General features: G+C 42.4%; 26 protein-coding genes. 2 read left to right on the top strand and 24 right to left on the bottom strand.

The window, feature by feature from the left end; genetic code table 11:
- Positions 1-14: 14 nt before the first annotated feature.
- From fabG to Q0788_RS10620, 4 genes are all read right to left on the bottom strand, one after another.
- Positions 15-743: a 3-oxoacyl-ACP reductase FabG gene (gene fabG / locus Q0788_RS10605; protein WP_057758813.1), complete on the bottom strand. Its 729-nt coding sequence runs from the start codon at positions 741-743 to the stop codon at positions 15-17.
- Complete coding sequence (fabD, locus tag Q0788_RS10610) at positions 740-1,708, bottom strand: ACP S-malonyltransferase (protein WP_298810431.1); 969 nt, start codon at positions 1,706-1,708, stop codon at positions 740-742. The genes fabG and fabD overlap by 4 nt, the downstream gene beginning before the upstream one ends.
- A 425-nt stretch (positions 1,709-2,133) precedes the next feature.
- Positions 2,134-2,316 (bottom strand): 50S ribosomal protein L32, encoded by a 183-nt coding sequence (gene rpmF / locus Q0788_RS10615; RefSeq protein ID WP_057758809.1) that lies wholly within the window; start codon positions 2,314-2,316, stop codon positions 2,134-2,136.
- A 318-nt stretch (positions 2,317-2,634) separates the two neighbouring features.
- Positions 2,635-3,228 carry a YceD family protein gene (locus tag Q0788_RS10620; RefSeq protein ID WP_298810432.1) on the bottom strand — a complete coding sequence of 198 codons (594 nt, stop codon included), beginning with the start codon at positions 3,226-3,228 and terminating at the stop codon, positions 2,635-2,637.
- Between the two features lie 182 nt (positions 3,229-3,410).
- Between Q0788_RS10620 and Q0788_RS10625 the strand changes: the two genes are divergently transcribed.
- Entirely contained in the window at positions 3,411-4,154 is a 744-nt protein-coding gene (locus Q0788_RS10625) for an elongation factor P hydroxylase (protein ID WP_298810433.1), read from the top strand.
- Between the two features lie 232 nt (positions 4,155-4,386).
- Positions 4,387-5,007, top strand: a complete 621-nt coding sequence (locus Q0788_RS10630; RefSeq protein WP_102077934.1) for an L-threonylcarbamoyladenylate synthase — start codon at positions 4,387-4,389, stop codon at positions 5,005-5,007.
- 110 nt (positions 5,008-5,117) lie between these two features.
- Here the strand turns inward: Q0788_RS10630 and rplQ are convergent, their stop codons facing one another.
- From rplQ to rplP, 20 genes are all read right to left on the bottom strand, one after another.
- Positions 5,118-5,477 carry a 50S ribosomal protein L17 gene (rplQ, locus tag Q0788_RS10635; protein ID WP_021813387.1) on the bottom strand — a complete coding sequence of 120 codons (360 nt, stop codon included), beginning with the start codon at positions 5,475-5,477 and terminating at the stop codon, positions 5,118-5,120.
- Positions 5,478-5,496: 19 nt separating this feature from the next.
- A complete protein-coding gene (gene rpoA, locus Q0788_RS10640) occupies positions 5,497-6,504 on the bottom strand; it encodes a DNA-directed RNA polymerase subunit alpha (protein WP_021813386.1) in 1,008 nt (335 codons plus the stop codon).
- 80 nt (positions 6,505-6,584) lie between these two features.
- Complete coding sequence (gene rpsD / locus Q0788_RS10645) at positions 6,585-7,226, bottom strand: 30S ribosomal protein S4 (protein WP_057758723.1); 642 nt, start codon at positions 7,224-7,226, stop codon at positions 6,585-6,587.
- 48 nt (positions 7,227-7,274) lie between these two features.
- Positions 7,275-7,664, bottom strand: a complete 390-nt coding sequence (gene rpsK / locus Q0788_RS10650) for a 30S ribosomal protein S11 (RefSeq protein ID WP_010196728.1) — start codon at positions 7,662-7,664, stop codon at positions 7,275-7,277.
- 20 nt (positions 7,665-7,684) lie between these two features.
- Positions 7,685-8,041, bottom strand: coding sequence for a 30S ribosomal protein S13 (gene rpsM, locus Q0788_RS10655; protein WP_021813384.1), 357 nt, complete (start codon positions 8,039-8,041; stop codon positions 7,685-7,687).
- A 247-nt stretch (positions 8,042-8,288) separates the two neighbouring features.
- Entirely contained in the window at positions 8,289-8,405 is a 117-nt protein-coding gene (rpmJ, locus tag Q0788_RS10660; protein WP_010196721.1) for a 50S ribosomal protein L36, read from the bottom strand.
- A 31-nt stretch (positions 8,406-8,436) separates the two neighbouring features.
- Positions 8,437-9,768: a preprotein translocase subunit SecY gene (gene secY / locus Q0788_RS10665; RefSeq protein ID WP_166739245.1), complete on the bottom strand. Its 1,332-nt coding sequence runs from the start codon at positions 9,766-9,768 to the stop codon at positions 8,437-8,439.
- 19 nt (positions 9,769-9,787) lie between these two features.
- On the bottom strand, positions 9,788-10,228 hold the full coding sequence (rplO, locus tag Q0788_RS10670) for a 50S ribosomal protein L15 (RefSeq protein ID WP_057758719.1): 441 nt from the start codon (positions 10,226-10,228) through the stop codon (positions 9,788-9,790).
- Positions 10,228-10,407: a 50S ribosomal protein L30 gene (rpmD, locus tag Q0788_RS10675; protein WP_010196714.1), complete on the bottom strand. Its 180-nt coding sequence runs from the start codon at positions 10,405-10,407 to the stop codon at positions 10,228-10,230. The genes rplO and rpmD overlap by 1 nt, the downstream gene beginning before the upstream one ends.
- 20 nt (positions 10,408-10,427) lie before the next feature.
- Positions 10,428-10,943 (bottom strand): 30S ribosomal protein S5, encoded by a 516-nt coding sequence (rpsE, locus tag Q0788_RS10680; RefSeq protein ID WP_057758716.1) that lies wholly within the window; start codon positions 10,941-10,943, stop codon positions 10,428-10,430.
- A gap of 2 nt (positions 10,944-10,945) precedes the next feature.
- Positions 10,946-11,296 carry a 50S ribosomal protein L18 gene (gene rplR / locus Q0788_RS10685; protein ID WP_057758713.1) on the bottom strand — a complete coding sequence of 117 codons (351 nt, stop codon included), beginning with the start codon at positions 11,294-11,296 and terminating at the stop codon, positions 10,946-10,948.
- Between the two features lie 11 nt (positions 11,297-11,307).
- On the bottom strand, positions 11,308-11,841 hold the full coding sequence (gene rplF, locus Q0788_RS10690) for a 50S ribosomal protein L6 (RefSeq protein WP_298810438.1): 534 nt from the start codon (positions 11,839-11,841) through the stop codon (positions 11,308-11,310).
- A gap of 176 nt (positions 11,842-12,017) precedes the next feature.
- A complete protein-coding gene (rpsH, locus tag Q0788_RS10695) occupies positions 12,018-12,416 on the bottom strand; it encodes a 30S ribosomal protein S8 (RefSeq protein WP_101204864.1) in 399 nt (132 codons plus the stop codon).
- Between the two features lie 11 nt (positions 12,417-12,427).
- A complete protein-coding gene (rpsN, locus tag Q0788_RS10700) occupies positions 12,428-12,733 on the bottom strand; it encodes a 30S ribosomal protein S14 (protein ID WP_010196705.1) in 306 nt (101 codons plus the stop codon).
- A 12-nt stretch (positions 12,734-12,745) separates the two neighbouring features.
- Positions 12,746-13,282, bottom strand: a complete 537-nt coding sequence (gene rplE / locus Q0788_RS10705) for a 50S ribosomal protein L5 (RefSeq protein ID WP_101204865.1) — start codon at positions 13,280-13,282, stop codon at positions 12,746-12,748.
- Between the two features lie 21 nt (positions 13,283-13,303).
- Positions 13,304-13,621, bottom strand: a complete 318-nt coding sequence (gene rplX / locus Q0788_RS10710; RefSeq protein ID WP_101204866.1) for a 50S ribosomal protein L24 — start codon at positions 13,619-13,621, stop codon at positions 13,304-13,306.
- An 8-nt stretch (positions 13,622-13,629) separates the two neighbouring features.
- The gene (gene rplN / locus Q0788_RS10715; protein WP_010196702.1) at positions 13,630-13,998 is read right to left on the bottom strand and encodes a 50S ribosomal protein L14; all 369 of its coding nucleotides are present in this window, start codon (positions 13,996-13,998) and stop codon (positions 13,630-13,632) included.
- Between the two features lie 183 nt (positions 13,999-14,181).
- A complete protein-coding gene (gene rpsQ, locus Q0788_RS10720) occupies positions 14,182-14,457 on the bottom strand; it encodes a 30S ribosomal protein S17 (protein WP_021813375.1) in 276 nt (91 codons plus the stop codon).
- The gene (gene rpmC, locus Q0788_RS10725; RefSeq protein ID WP_025644397.1) at positions 14,454-14,651 is read right to left on the bottom strand and encodes a 50S ribosomal protein L29; all 198 of its coding nucleotides are present in this window, start codon (positions 14,649-14,651) and stop codon (positions 14,454-14,456) included. The genes rpsQ and rpmC overlap by 4 nt, the downstream gene beginning before the upstream one ends.
- Complete coding sequence (gene rplP, locus Q0788_RS10730; RefSeq protein WP_025644399.1) at positions 14,651-15,064, bottom strand: 50S ribosomal protein L16; 414 nt, start codon at positions 15,062-15,064, stop codon at positions 14,651-14,653. The genes rpmC and rplP overlap by 1 nt, the downstream gene beginning before the upstream one ends.
- Positions 15,065-15,066: the final 2 nt, after the last annotated feature.

Raw genomic sequence — 15,066 nt, forward strand, 5'->3', positions numbered from 1 at the left:
CGCTCGTATATTGCCTACATATACATGCCGCCATTGACAGGAATCACAGCGCCTGTGATATAGCTGGCCTCGTCGCTAGCCAAGAAATGTACCGCTGCAGCGATGTCTTCTGGCTGACCAAGACGACTGATAGGTACAGCATCTAACATAGAGTTCAATAGGCGCTCATCAAGCTCATCTGTCATATCCGTTTCGATCAAACCCGGTGCCACGCAGTTGATGGTCACTTGGCGTGAACCAATCTCACGTGCAAGCGTACGGCTAAACCCTTCTACGCCAGCTTTGGTCGCCGCATAGTTAGATTGGCCTGCATTGCCCATTTGAGCGACGACAGAGGTAATGTTGATAATACGACCACGGCGTGCTTTCATCATACCGCGTACGGCACGTTTACTCATGCGATATACCGATGTCAAATTGGTGTCGATGACATTTTCCCAATCTTCATCTTTCATGCGCATCAGTAGACCATCTTGAGTGATACCTGCATTGTTAACCAATACTTGTACCGCGCCATAAACGCTTTCGATCTCTTCAAACAGTTTGTCAATTTGAGCAGTATCACGTACGTCTAAAACACGACCAATACCACCAGTATCATGAAGGTAGTCATCGATAAGCTCAGCGCCCTTTTCAGTGGTCGCGGTTCCGATGACAAAATGTCCTTCTTTAGCAAAACGCTTGGCCACTGCCTTGCCGATACCTCGGCTAGCGCCAGTCACTAATGTAATCGTACGGCTCATGATAACACCTCCAATAATTTTTCTAGACGGGCAGGCTTGTCAGTAGGATAGCTGGCGATTGGCTGCGCCTGACGCTTCGCCAAATTGCTCAGTACATTACCACTGCCACATTCAATTAAGATATTGATTTGCTTGTCAGCCAGCTCTTGCATGGTTTTTGACCACAGTACTGGCTCGCTCAGCTGTTCGGTCAATGCTTGCTTGATACCGACCGCACTGGTTTCAACGCGTGCATAGCGATTTTGTATAACAGGAATGGTTGCCTGATCAAACTTGATACCCGCTAGTATCTCAGCCAATGCATTGCTGGCAGGTTCCATAAGTGCGCAATGAGACGGCACACTCACTTTTAGAGGAACAGATTTTTTGCCAGTATTTTTGACTTTATCAATAACAGCATTAACACCAGCAGCGTTACCCGAGATAACCACTTGTCCTGGACTGTTGAAATTGGCTGCACCGACTACGGCACCTTCTACGTGTTCGGTTGCTTGTTCACACAGGTTTTCGACTCGGTTGTCCTCTAGTCCTAGTACTGCAGCCATAGCAGTATCGACACCTACAACGGCCTCTTGCATCAACTGACCGCGCTTATGCACTAAAGTGACTGCATCACCAAGCGATATTACGTTGGCAGCACACAGGGCACTGTACTCGCCTAGAGAGTGACCAGCTAAATAACAAGGCGTCTCTTCTATTTTTTGTTGTAGAACACGCCAAATAGCAATACTAGCTGTCAAAAGCGCAGGCTGAGTATATTGGGTTTGATTGAGTTTTTCTTCGTCCTGACAGATTGCCCACAAATCCTCGCCAAGCGCATCACTCGCTTCGGTAAATGTATCGCGTATCTCTGGATAGATTTCAGCAAGCTCGCTTGTCATTGCGACTACTTGAGATCCTTGTCCAGGAAAAATAACCGCGATACGAGCGGGTTGCTTTTTTACCATATCGGGTACAGAAGCCATAACCAATATTCCTTATCTGATTAGAAATATCCCTAAAAACAATGGGGTGTATTATATTATTAGATGTTATACAAAGCCGCTACTTCAAGTATTTATGCAAGCAAACGGATTGTCAGTAAACTATACACTGACAGACACTATTATCATAGCGGATGCAAACCAAACAGCAAGAGTAACGTTGCTCAAATTAAAGGAGCAGATTATATCAGCACATTTTTAAATCTACTAAAAATAACAAGCGAATTAAGCAATAAGTCTAGTTATAAATAACAAAAAGCCAAGTTATCTAGCCACATAATATATGATAGCGAAATAACTTGGCTTTTTTTAGCTCAAAGCTTATTGACTAATAATAACTAGGCAAAAACAACAATAGTCACCAGTACTATTATCATCTTCGCCTAAGCTATCACAGAGCCAATATCTTAGGCGTCTTGGCTGACTTTGAACAGTTGACGACCACGGTAGAAACCATCTTTAGTCATGTGATGACGACGATGTTTTTCACCAGTAGTAGCATCTACGCTTAGTTCAGCAATTTCCATACGGTGATGTGAACGGCGCATGTCACGACGAGAACGGCTTTTACGACTTTTTTGAACAGCCATGATATAGCTCCTATACTTAAAAGGGATAAGCTTGAAATTCAGCTTAAGTCGATACTGACAGAGGCTATATAATCATAACAACCTAAGTCTTAAGCATCATTAGTTAAATAGATTGCCACTCACATAAAGCACTGACCAAGGCTGAATTCTATAAAAAATTTACCCAGTCAGTTTCTATCAGCAAGCAACAGGTTGCTCGAATGCAATAAACCGGACATTATACGCATGTTTATTAAATTAATAAAGCCCTGCCTTGCACTCTTCTGTACAAAGCTGATAAAAGGCTTTTTAAATGCATCGAGTAGATAATTTTGGCGCTTATAGTTTACCTTTTAGCGAGGCTAAAGCAGCAAAAGGATTCTCACCTTCCTCTTCTTCTGGTATCTCGCCAAACTGCTCAACAGACATCTCACAATCGTCATGCTTTGGCGCCATTGGCGTTTTGAGCAAAATTTCGTCTTCTACCAATTTCTTAAATGGTAACAGACGCTCTGGCGACTGCTCGGTGACGATTTCATCTAGTAATAAATAATCTTGTTCATCTTTGACTAAACGAACCTGACTATCGTTTTCGAGTAGCGCGATGTCATAATCATCAGATAAGTCTATAGCGATTGGTTGTAAACAGCGCTGACAAGTTAGCCAAACATCACCTGTCAAAGTAAATGCTAAATGCAAGACGTTGTTACGACGATACAAGTTAGCGTTGAGCTGTATATTTGACTGCTCATGCTCAGTGCTCAGAATAGTAGCCAGACGATCAAACGAGCTTGGTTTGACCTCTCCTGACCATTCGTAACCAGTGTCTGCCCACTTATCTAAGGAGATGTGCTCAGGCATGCCAGTAGATACAGGCGCTTTTTTATTGTCAGCGTGAGGTGCTGACGGTTTAGTTTCTGGAGTGCTTGACATGCGCGGCCTCATTCATAAAAACGGTGTATAATATTGCTTGCCATACTAACGGAAAGTGCCATATTCTGCTAGCGCTAGTATGTTAAGATTTTTTGATAGTAAATTTGTTTAAGCTCTCTTACTACTTACCTTTTTACCTAAAGTTTTTTGTCTTTAGTATTTATTAAGTCAATGTCTTCTCTATGAATCGATCCGATAATAAAATAAATTTTTCTGATTTACTTTCTTCTACTGAAGCAAGTTCGTTGCTACAACAGCTTATTCAATTAAAGAGTCATACTGAAAAGTCATCTAGCAATATACTCTCTCATGATAAAAATGAGTATTTAAAAGAATGGAGAGGCCAGTGGCAAGAATTGTCTAGTACTCAATCTGACAATACTTACTCAGCAGAATTGTTAGTTGATAGCGAACGATTAGCTACCGATTGGCTTATACAGTTATTTAATACTTTGTTCGCTGATCAGCAAGTTATATTGGCTCGTAGCAATGATGAACCCGAGTATTTTCCAGCTCAAGATAATGAACCCGCTCGAATTGAATTCGCTCATGGCTTTTTTGCCAGTGCTTTACATGAAATCAGTCATTGGTGCGTAGCTGGTGACGCTCGTAGACAACTATCTGACTTTGGCTACTGGTATGCTCCAGATGGACGATCAGCGGCGCAGCAGCAGGCATTTGAGCGTGTAGAAATCAAACCTCAAGCATTAGAGTGTTTATTCACCTTAGCGTGTGGACGAAATTTCCAAGTCTCACAAGATAATTTGTTTGCCGACTTCGACACTAGTAGTAGCACCTTTGCGATTGATGTTTATCAGCAAGTCCAAAGCTATATAGCCAAACCTCATACTCTGCCGCGTGACGCTAAGACTTTACTGACTGCATTACTTAGCGCTTGCACTTCTTCATCTGAGATCAGCGCTTAGTTTAAATTACTAAGCGTTCCTACTTATTAACGATTTTCTACGCTTGGTAACGCCTTGCCACTAAACTTATATCTACTTTGAGCTATACTGATAACTGAAGTAGTATTTTAAAGATATTGAACTATTTTAGTTCTAGAATAGTTCTTCTAATATATCTAGTGATTGAACCACATCTAATTAATGAAAAATTTGTCTCAATTAAAAACCAATAATTATAAAATAAGGAACCACTATGGAAGTCTTCTATATTCATCCCGATAATCCGCAGCCACGCCTCATTGAGCAAGCCGCTGACCTATTGCGCAGAGATCAGTTAATTATCTACCCAACTGATACCAGTTACGCTTTTGGTTGCCGTTTGGGAGCAAAGGATGCCCTAGCTAAGCTTAAGCAAATCCGTGAACTCGATGATAAGCATCAATTTACACTACTGTGCCGCGATCTAAGCGAAATTGCCAATTATGCAACAGTTGATAATGTGCAATTTAAACAGTTAAAAGCCCACACCCCTGCCCCAATTACTTTTATTCTTACTGCCACCAAAGACGTACCCAAGAAACTGGCGCATGCAAAGAAAAAAACCATTGGTATTCGTGTGCCTAGTAACCCTATTGCTCAAGCATTATTAGAAGCGATGGATGAACCTATCTTAACCAGCTCACTGATTTTGCCTAATCGAGACGATATTTTGGACGACCCATTTGAGATTGAAGATTTACTAGGCAATCAAATCGACGGACTGATCAACGCAGGTATAAAGACAACCAAGCTTACTACTATCGTGGATATGACTAGTAGCGTTCCTGAAGTTATCAGACAAGGTGCGGCTAATGTCGATTCGTTATTACTCTAAGCAGCTAATTATTGCTTTAAACAGCTACTAGTATATTTAGTCAAATTTAAGACAAAAAAAAGCTCCAATTCAATTGGAGCTTTTTTATGGAATATGTCTTAGGTGTAAAACTAGTCACGATCAACCAATTCTACATAAGCCATTGGCGCATTGTCACCATCACGGTAACCGCATTTTACGATACGCAAATAACCACCTGGACGCGTCTGGTAACGAGGACCTAACGTGCCAAATAATTTGCCTACCATAGCTTTGCTACGCATACGGCTGAATGCTAAACGACGGTTAGCAACGCTGTCTTCTTTAGCCATAGTGATCAATGGCTCGGCAACGCGACGTAGTTCTTTAGCTTTTGGTAAAGTTGTTTTGATCAGTTCATGCTCAAATAATGAGTTAGTCATGTTCTGAAACATTGCCTTACGATGACTGCCGGTACGACCCAGCTTGACTCCACTCTTACGATGGCGCATAGTCAAAAATCCTTAAAGTTTAACGGCTACGATAAGAAAAGCGATCATCAACACGTAAATCAGCTGGTGGCCAGTTATCTAGGCGCATACCGAGCTCTAAATCTTTAGACGCTAATACGTCCTTGATTTCTGTCAATGATTTCTTACCAAGATTTGGGGTTTTTAGAAGTTCAGTCTCTGAACGCTGTACCAAATCACCGATATAGTAAATGTTTTCAGCTTTCAAGCAGTTGGCTGAGCGAACCGTTAGTTCAAGATCGTCCACAGGGCGTAATAGCACCGGATCAACCTCTTCTTTCTCTTTCACAGGCTCAGGCGCTTCTTCAGCTTCTAGGTCAACAAAGATAGAAATCTGTTGTTGTAAAATAGTGGCTGCTTTACGAATTGCTTCTTCTGGATCTATAGTGCCATTAGTTTCAAGCTCAATGATAAGACGATCAAGATCAGTACGCTGCTCTACACGAGCGTTCTCAACCTGATAAGCAACACGAAGCACAGGACTAAAACTTGCATCAAGCTTTAAGCGTCCAATTGCTTTAGTATCACCATCTTCACGGCGCTGGTTTGCTGGCTCATATCCACGACCCATCACTACACGCAAACGCATCTTAAGATGACCACGATCGCTCAATGTACCCAAGACCAATTCTGGATTGATGATGTCAACATTGTGCGGTAACGCGATGTCTGCAGCAGTAATAGTGCCTGGACCTTGTTTATCCAAGGTCAAAAATACTTCATTTTGGTCATGAAGCGTAATTGCTAAGCCTTTTAGGTTCAAAAGCAAATCAAGTACGTCTTCTTGCAGGCCTTCAAGCGTTGAGTATTCATGGTCAACACCATCAATCTCGGCTTCAATGACTGCAGCACCAGGTAATGAAGATAACAAGATGCGACGCAGAGCATTACCTAGGGTATGCCCAAAGCCGCGTTCTAACGGTTCGAGCGTGACTTTCGCAATCGTTTCGTTAACCGTATCCACATTAATGGCATTCGGCGTTAGAAACTCAGTTGCATTTAGCATCATGATGTCACCTCGATTTATTAAACTGGTTTAATTAACGTTAATTGCTCAATGCCATTTTCATAACATTGAGCATTACGTCATTACTTAGAGTATAGCTCAACGATCAAGCTTTCGTTGATTTCAGCAGGTAGATCAATACGATCAGGCGCATGTTTAAACGTGCCTTGTAGTTTGCTGTGGTCAACATCAAGCCATTCTGGAATACCACGTTGTGTCGCTAATTCGATAGCGTTTTTAATACGTAGCTGTTCGCGAGATTTCTCTTGGATAGCGATGACATCACCATCTTGAAGCTGAATTGAAGGAATGTTCACACGAACAAACTCATCACGGCCAGCTTTTTTTACCATAACAGTACGATGACTGACTAGCTGACGTGCTTCTGCGCGAGTTGAGCCAAAGCCCATGCGATATACAACGTTATCTAGACGGCTCTCAAGCATTGCTAGCAAGTTTTCACCAGTAGCGCCACGCTTACGAGCAGCTTCTTTATAGTAGTTCGCGAATTGACGCTCAAGTACACCATAAATACGCTTAACTTTTTGCTTTTCACGCAACTGTAGAGCATATTCTGAGGTCTTGTTACGGCTTACGCCATGCTGACCTGGTGGACGACCAGCTTTCTTCGTTTTTACGTCATACGGTTTAACGCCAGACTTAAGGCCTAAATCCGTACCTTCACGACGTGATAATTTCAGTTTTGGTCCAATATAGCGGGCCATTGTTATGTCTCCTATAAGCTTTTAGTATAAAAAGCTTCGTCTTTAATATTAGACGCGGCGCTTTTTCGGCGCACGGCAACCATTGTGTGGGATTGGGGTTACATCAGAGATGCTGTTAACTTTATAACCCAATGCACCTAGTGCTCTTACCGCAGACTCACGACCCGGTCCTGGTCCTTTGACCAAAACATCGATATTCTTAACACCATATTCTTGGGCCGCTTTACCAGCGACTTCAGCTGCAACCTGAGCTGCAAATGGTGTAGATTTACGTGAACCACGGAAGCCTTGTCCACCTGAAGTGGCCCAAGCCAATGCATTACCTTGACGATCGGTAATCGTAACAATGGTGTTATTAAAAGACGCATGGATATGGGCAATGCCCTCCGATACTGAACGACGAGCCACCTTTTTGCGACTGCGAGTGTCTTTTGCCATCTTTTAGCTTCCTAAGTTAATTATCTTTTGAGAGGGCGTGTCGGACCCTTACGAGTACGAGCGTTGTTCTTGGTGTTCTGACCTCTAACTGGTAGGTTACGACGATGACGAATGCCACGGTAACAACCAAGATCAACTAAACGCTTGATGTTCATTGAAACTTCACGACGAAGGTCACCTTCAGTCATGTAATTTGCAACTTGTGCACGGATAGCATCTAACTGTGTATCATCTAACTGACTGACTTTAGTAGTAGGGGCGATGCCAACTGCTTCTAAGATTTTCTGAGCAGTGGTACGACCTACACCAAAGATGTAAGTTAGTGAAATAACAGCATGCTTATTATCCGGAATGTTTACGCCGGCAATACGAGCCATTGATTTCTCTCCATTAAAGAAAAATAAGCGTTATCTAGCGATAAGGCTTTACTCTTCAGATTTGTTGCTGTTAATACTAGAGCTTTTATAGTCATTATCGATGTTTTGACTATAAGTCTGCTCATCGATTCTATTATAAAAGATTTTGTATAAACACGGCAAGTGGCGGATGATATCGCATCCGCCGTTATTTTTCAAGTATTAATTTAATTAGCAGTGAAAACTAGAGGTTTTCTAACACTAAATATTAACCTTGACGTTGCTTGTGGCGAGGTTCTGCTGTACAAATAATATGTACACGGCCTTTACGGCGCACAACTTTACAGCTACCACAAATCTTTTTAACTGATGCTTGAACTTTCATAGCATGCTCCTTGAAATATCGTACCGCTCATTTAAGGTTGAGTGGGCGATTGAATTAACGTCTGATCATGATATTGATGGGTCATCAAATGCGCTTGAATCTGCGAGATGAAGTCCATTACCACAACCACCATAATCAGTAAAGACGTACCACCGAGTTGAAACGGCACACCAAACGATGACTGGACGACCATTGGCATTAAACAAATAACCGTCATATACATCGCGCCAATAAAGGTCAGTCGGTTTAATACATGATCGAGGTAACGCTGAGTTTGTTGTCCTGGGCGAATACCTGGGATATACGCACCACTACGTTTAAGGTTCTCTGCTACTTCACGCGGACTAAATACCAATGCCGTATAAAAATAACAGAAGAAAATAATCATTGCGCCAAACAGTACTAAATATAGCGGCTGCCCTGGAGACAACACCAATGCCATATTTTGAAGTATTTTCTGTACAAAGGTAGGATCAGTCGATTGACCAACCCACTGCCCTAAACTTGCAGGAAACAATAACAAAGAACTGGCAAAAATAGCTGGGATAACCCCTGCCATATTTAGCTTCAGCGGTAAATGTGATTGCTGCTGAGCATAAATTTTGCGACCTTGTTGCTGTTTTTGTGCATAGTTCACAGGAACACGGCGTTGAGCACGTTCAATATAAACGATACCCGCAGTAACCGCGATACCTAGCAGTACAAAAATAAATAGCACAATCAAGTTCATCTGACCTTGATTGACCTGTTCAATAGACTGCGAAATCATACCTGGCGTACCAGCCACAATACTCGCAAAAATGAGCATTGAAATACCATTACCTACGCCACGTTCTGTAATCTGCTCACCAAGCCACATTAAGAACATTGCGCCTGCTACTAAAGAAGTAACAGCTGGAATATAGAAGGTAAGACCAGTAGATAAAGTAAGGTTTTGGCTGATTAAGCCGGCACACATTCCTAATGACTGTACTAGTGCTAAAGCAAGTGTTCCCTGACGGGTATACTTGTTTAACTTGCGTCGTCCCGCTTCACCTTCCTTTTTGAGGGCTTCAAGCGATGGCAATACTGCAGACATCATCTGTACGATAATCGATGCTGAGATATATGGCATAATGCCAAGTGCCATGATAGACATACGCTCTAGCGCACCACCTGAGAACATGTTAAACATGCTCAGAATGGTGTTTTCGTTGCGCGAAAACAGATCAGCCAAGTTAACTGGGTTGATACCCGGAACTGGAATATGTGACCCTAAACGATAAACAATCAATGCGCCGATTAAAAATAATAAACGCGTCCATAGCTCATCATACTTACGTATAAATGCGAATGGATTAAGCGGTATACCAGCCGATGACATTGATTGTTTTGACACGTTACTACTCCTCGATGCTACCACCAGCAGCTTCGATAGCTTGCTTAGCACCTTTAGTCACTTTAATACCTTTAAAAGTATAAGCTTTAGTGACTTCGCCTGATAGCATTACACGAGCACGTTTCATATCGTGACGGATAAGGTTAGCAGCTTTAAGTGTTTCAAGGCTAACTACATCGCCTTCAATTTTATTCAGTTCAGAAAGACGTACTTCAGCAGTCTTCATAGCCAGTTTACTGGTAAAACCAAATTTTGGTAGACGGCGATATAAAGGCATCTGACCACCTTCAAATCCTGAGCGAATGCTAGAACCTGAACGAGATTTCTGACCTTTTACACCACGACCACCAGTCTTACCAAGACCTGAACCGATACCACGACCACGACGTTGGGCAGTTTTCTTTGCGCCAACACCTGGTGATAATTCATTTAATCTAAGACCCATTACGCTTCCTCCACTTTTACCATGTAGTTAACGCGATTGACCATACCACGGGTTGAAGGAGTATCTTCTACTTCAACAGTATGATTAATACGGCGTAAACCCAATCCTTTCAAGCTCGCTTTGTGGCTCTTTAGGCGATGGGCACCCGATTTAAATTGAGTGACTTTCATTTTTTTCATCGTAACTCACCTAGTCTAAGTTAACCCAAGATTTCGTCTACAGATTTACCACGTTTAGCTGCCATCTTCTCTGGAGTTGACATATCACGTAAACCGTTAAACGTTGCGCGAACAACGTTAGCAGTATTGGTAGAACCATAACATTTAGTCAAAACATCTTTGACACCAGCAACTTCTAATACAGCACGCATTGCGCCACCAGCGATTACGCCAGTACCTTCAGATGCAGGTTGCATGTAGACTTTACTAGCACCATGACGTGCTTTGATTGGATGATGCAAAGTTGCATCATTTAGCTCAACAGTAATCATATTACGTTTGGCAGCTTCTAGTGCTTTTTGGATAGCAGCTGGCACTTCACGTGCTTTACCGCGACCAAAACCTACACGACCATTGCCATCGCCCACTACAGTCAATGCAGTGAAAGAGAAAATACGACCACCTTTAACAACTTTCGCTACGCGATCAACGGTAACTAAGCGTTCTACTAGACCGTCAGTCTGTTCATTTTTATCATTTTTATCATTTCTAGCCATGATTAAAACTCCAATCCGTTTTCGCGAGCAGCTTCTGCTAAAGCTTTAACTCGACCATGATATTTGAAACCACTACGGTCAAAGGCAACTTTAGTAATGCCAGCTGCTTTTGCGCGTTCTGCGATCATTTGGCCTACAGACGTTGCTGAATCAGCATTACCAGTCGCGCCTGAACGCAAGCTGCTGTCTAAGGTAGATGCCTGAGCAATCACTTCACCACCATTTGGAGAGATAATCTGGGCATAAATATGTTTTGACGTGCGGTTAACCGTTAAGCGATGAACGCCTAAGAAACGGATATGCGCGCGTGTTTTCTTAGCTCGACGCAGACGAGCTGCTTTTTTATCAAACATTTCAACTCACCTTATTTTTTCTTAGCTTCTTTGCGAATCACATGCTCGTCACTATAACGAATACCTTTACCTTTGTAAGGCTCAGGTGGGCGGAAACCACGGATGTTGGCGGCTGCTTGACCAAGCTGCTGTTTATTGTTTGATTTCAAAACAATTTCAGTTTGCGTTGGCGTTTCAGCTGATACACCTTCAGGTAACGTATACTCTACTGGATGAGAATAACCAACGTTCAAGGTTACTTTGTTACCAGTAACTTGCGCGCGATAACCAACACCAATTAACTGAAGACGTCTTTCAAAGCCTTCGTTTACGCCAGTAACATAGTTGTTAACAAGAGCGCGCATGGTGCCAGTGTGCATCATAGCTTCTTTTGAATCGACTGTAGGTGAGAAAATGATAGCATCATCTTCCTGTTTCAGCTCGACCAATTCATGCAGGCGTAAAGACATAGTACCGTTCTTGCCTTTAACTTCGACCTGCCGATCGTTCAAAGTAACGCTTACGCCGTTTGGCAGCGTCACTGGGGCTTTAGCCACACGAGACATAGGAATATTCCTTAAAAAATTTAACTTCTTTATATTAGCGAAAAAACTAACAGGCTAAAAAGCGTGTTAGTTTAGCATAGTTGACTGTGTTAGACATCTATCAATTCAAAATAATTTAATATTACTCAACCGATAGAAGCCTAACAACCATCAAATAGACTTCATCGTCGTATAGCTTACGCTACAAATGCGACGATTTCACCACCGATACCAGCAGCGCGTGCAGCACGATCGCTCATGATACCTTGGCTAGTAGATACGATAGCAACACCCATACCTTGCTTAACAGTAGGGATAGCGTCTTTACCGCGGAACTGGCGTAAACCAGGACGGCTATAACGTTGGATAGTTTCGATGACAGCACGGCCTTCGAAATATTTCAATTCAATAGTAAGGGTTGCTTTGTTGTTTTCTTCTTCAGCAACAACAGCGCTAGCCACATAACCTTCGCTAACTAGCAAATCAGCAATTGATTTACGTAATTTAGAGCTCGGCATTGCTACCGATACTTTGTTAGCCATTTGTGCGTTACGGATACGGGTTAGCATATCCCCAACGGTATCTTGCATACTCATATAGTTACTCCTTACCAGCTTGCTTTACGAACACCAGGCACATCGCCTTGCATGACACGCTCACGCAGCATATTGCGTGACAAGCCAAACTTGCGGAAGTAACCGTGAGGACGACCGGTGATAGCACAACGATTACGCAGACGTACTGGTGATGAGTTGCGTGGAAGAGCTTGTAGCTCTAACATCGCTTCCATACGAGTTTCGTCACTTGCAGTCATATCACTGATAGTTTCTTTTAGCTTGATACGCTTTTCAGCATATTTAGCAACCATTTTTTCGCGCTTTAATTCGCGGTTAATCATGCTCTTCTTTGCCATAACGTCTTTACCTTATTTAAATGGGAAGCCGAATGCTTTAAGCAACGCACGACCTTCTTCATCAGATTGAGCTGACGTGGTGATTGTCACATCCATACCACGGATACGATCAATCTTGTCAAAATCTACTTCTGGGAATACGATTTGTTCTTTGATACCCAATGAGTAGTTACCACGTCCGTCAAAGGCTTTAGGTGAAAAACCGCGGAAATCACGAATACGAGGAATTGCAATGGCAACGAGACGATCTAAAAATTCGTACATTTGCTCACCGCGTAGCGTTACTTTACAGCCAATTGGCCATTCTTCACGAATCTTAAAGCCAGCAACTGATTTACGCGCTTTGGTGACAACAGGTTTTTGACCAGCAATCGCGGTCATATCAGCTACAGCACCTTCCAACAATTTCTTGTCTTGAGACGCGCCGCCCACACCCATATTAAGTGTGATTTTAGTGATTTTAGGCACTTGCATCACATTTGCCAAACCAAGCTCTTCTTTGATTTGCTGCTTTAGTTCATCGTTATATAAAGATTTTAATCTTGCCATTACCATTACACCCTTAGTGTCTTACGCAGTCGCCACTACTTCACCGCTTGAACGATAGACGCGTTGTTTCTTGCCGTCTTCGCCAAACTGATAAGTAATACGGTCTGCTTTTTGGGTTTGCGCATTTAAGATTGCGACATTTGAGATATGCAGAAAAGCTTCTTGCTTAAGAATGCCACCTTCAACGCCAGTTGCCTGATTTGGCTTCTGATGTTTAGTAACAATATTAATGCCTTCAACTTTAATACGATCGTTTTTTACAGCTTGTACAGTACCTTGCTTGCCTTTGTCTTTCCCAGCAATCACGATAACTGTATCGCCTTTACGTAATTTTGACATGGATTACCTCACAATACTTCTGGTGCTAGTGATACAATTTTCATAAACTGATCACCACGTAGTTCACGAGTTACCGGTCCAAAAATACGAGTTGCAATCGGCGCTTTGTTTTGGTTCAACAATACCGCAGCATTGTCGTCAAAACGTAACACAGAACCATCTGGACGACGAACGCCTTTTTTGGTACGTACAACTACTGCATTCATCACGTCGCCTTTTTTAACACGACCACGAGGAATGGCTTCTTTAACCGTTACTTTAATAATGTCGCCAACTGATGCATAACGACGATGAGAACCACCCAGTACTTTAATGCACTGAACTCGCCTTGCACCGCTATTGTCTGCAACTTCCAGCATTGACTCAACCTGAATCATAGCGTTACTCCACACGTATGAGCAATAAAAACCAGTTGCTGCCGCTAGCACAGAATGAGTAGGACGGCATTTTAATATAAATAACCGCGACTTACTCTTAATGTGAGTGATATACGCTCGGCGCAATCAGCATCCTTAAAAAGGCGGCTATTTTAACAGCTTCTGGCTTTTAATGCAATTTACTTAGATTTTTTCTACTTTTTCAACCACATCAACTAAAGTCCAAGACTTAGTTTTTGAGATTGGACGCGTTTCTTTGATGCGGACAAGGTCGCCTTGTTGGCAAACGTTATTCTCATCATGAGCTTTGATTTTCGTAGAACGACGAAGCTGCTTGCCATACAAAGGATGACGAACCAGACGCTCAATCAAAACTGTGATGGACTTGTCCATCTTGTCGCTGACAACTCGTCCTGTCAATACGCTAGCATTGGTAGCTGTTTGATTGTTATCGCTCATGAGTCGCCTCGTTGTTTCTCGTTAATCAAAGTCTGAAGCTGGGCAATCGTGCGACGATTGGCTCTAACTTCATGGGTATTACCCAACTGACCAGTTGCTTTAGCCATACGAATACGGAAAGCATCAAGTTGCTTTTCATCAAGTAACTGGGTCAGTTCTTCTAATGATTTATCACGTAATTCACTGATCTTCATTACATTATCGTCCGCTTAACAATGGTAGTTTTAAAGGGCAATTTTGCTGCAGCGAGCGTTAATGCATCACGAGCAAGCTCTTCAGATACCCCTTCAATTTCATATAGCACTTTACCAGGTTTGATTTCGCATACCCAATATTCTACTGGACCTTTACCTTTACCCATACGTACTTCTAATGGTTTGTTGGTAATTGGTTTGTCAGGGAATACACGAATCCAAATCTTACCGCCACGCTTAATTTTACGAGTGATGGTACGACGTGCTGCTTCGATTTGACGAGCTGTCATACGACCACGCGTCAATGATTTTAGACCAATTTGTCCGAATGCAACGGTGCTTCCACGATGAGCTAGCCCAGTGTTACGACCTTTGTGCATTTTACGAAACTTGGTACGTTTTGGCTGTAACATAG

Source organism: uncultured Psychrobacter sp. (assembly GCF_947500265.1).
Lineage (GTDB): Bacteria > Pseudomonadota > Gammaproteobacteria > Pseudomonadales > Moraxellaceae > Psychrobacter.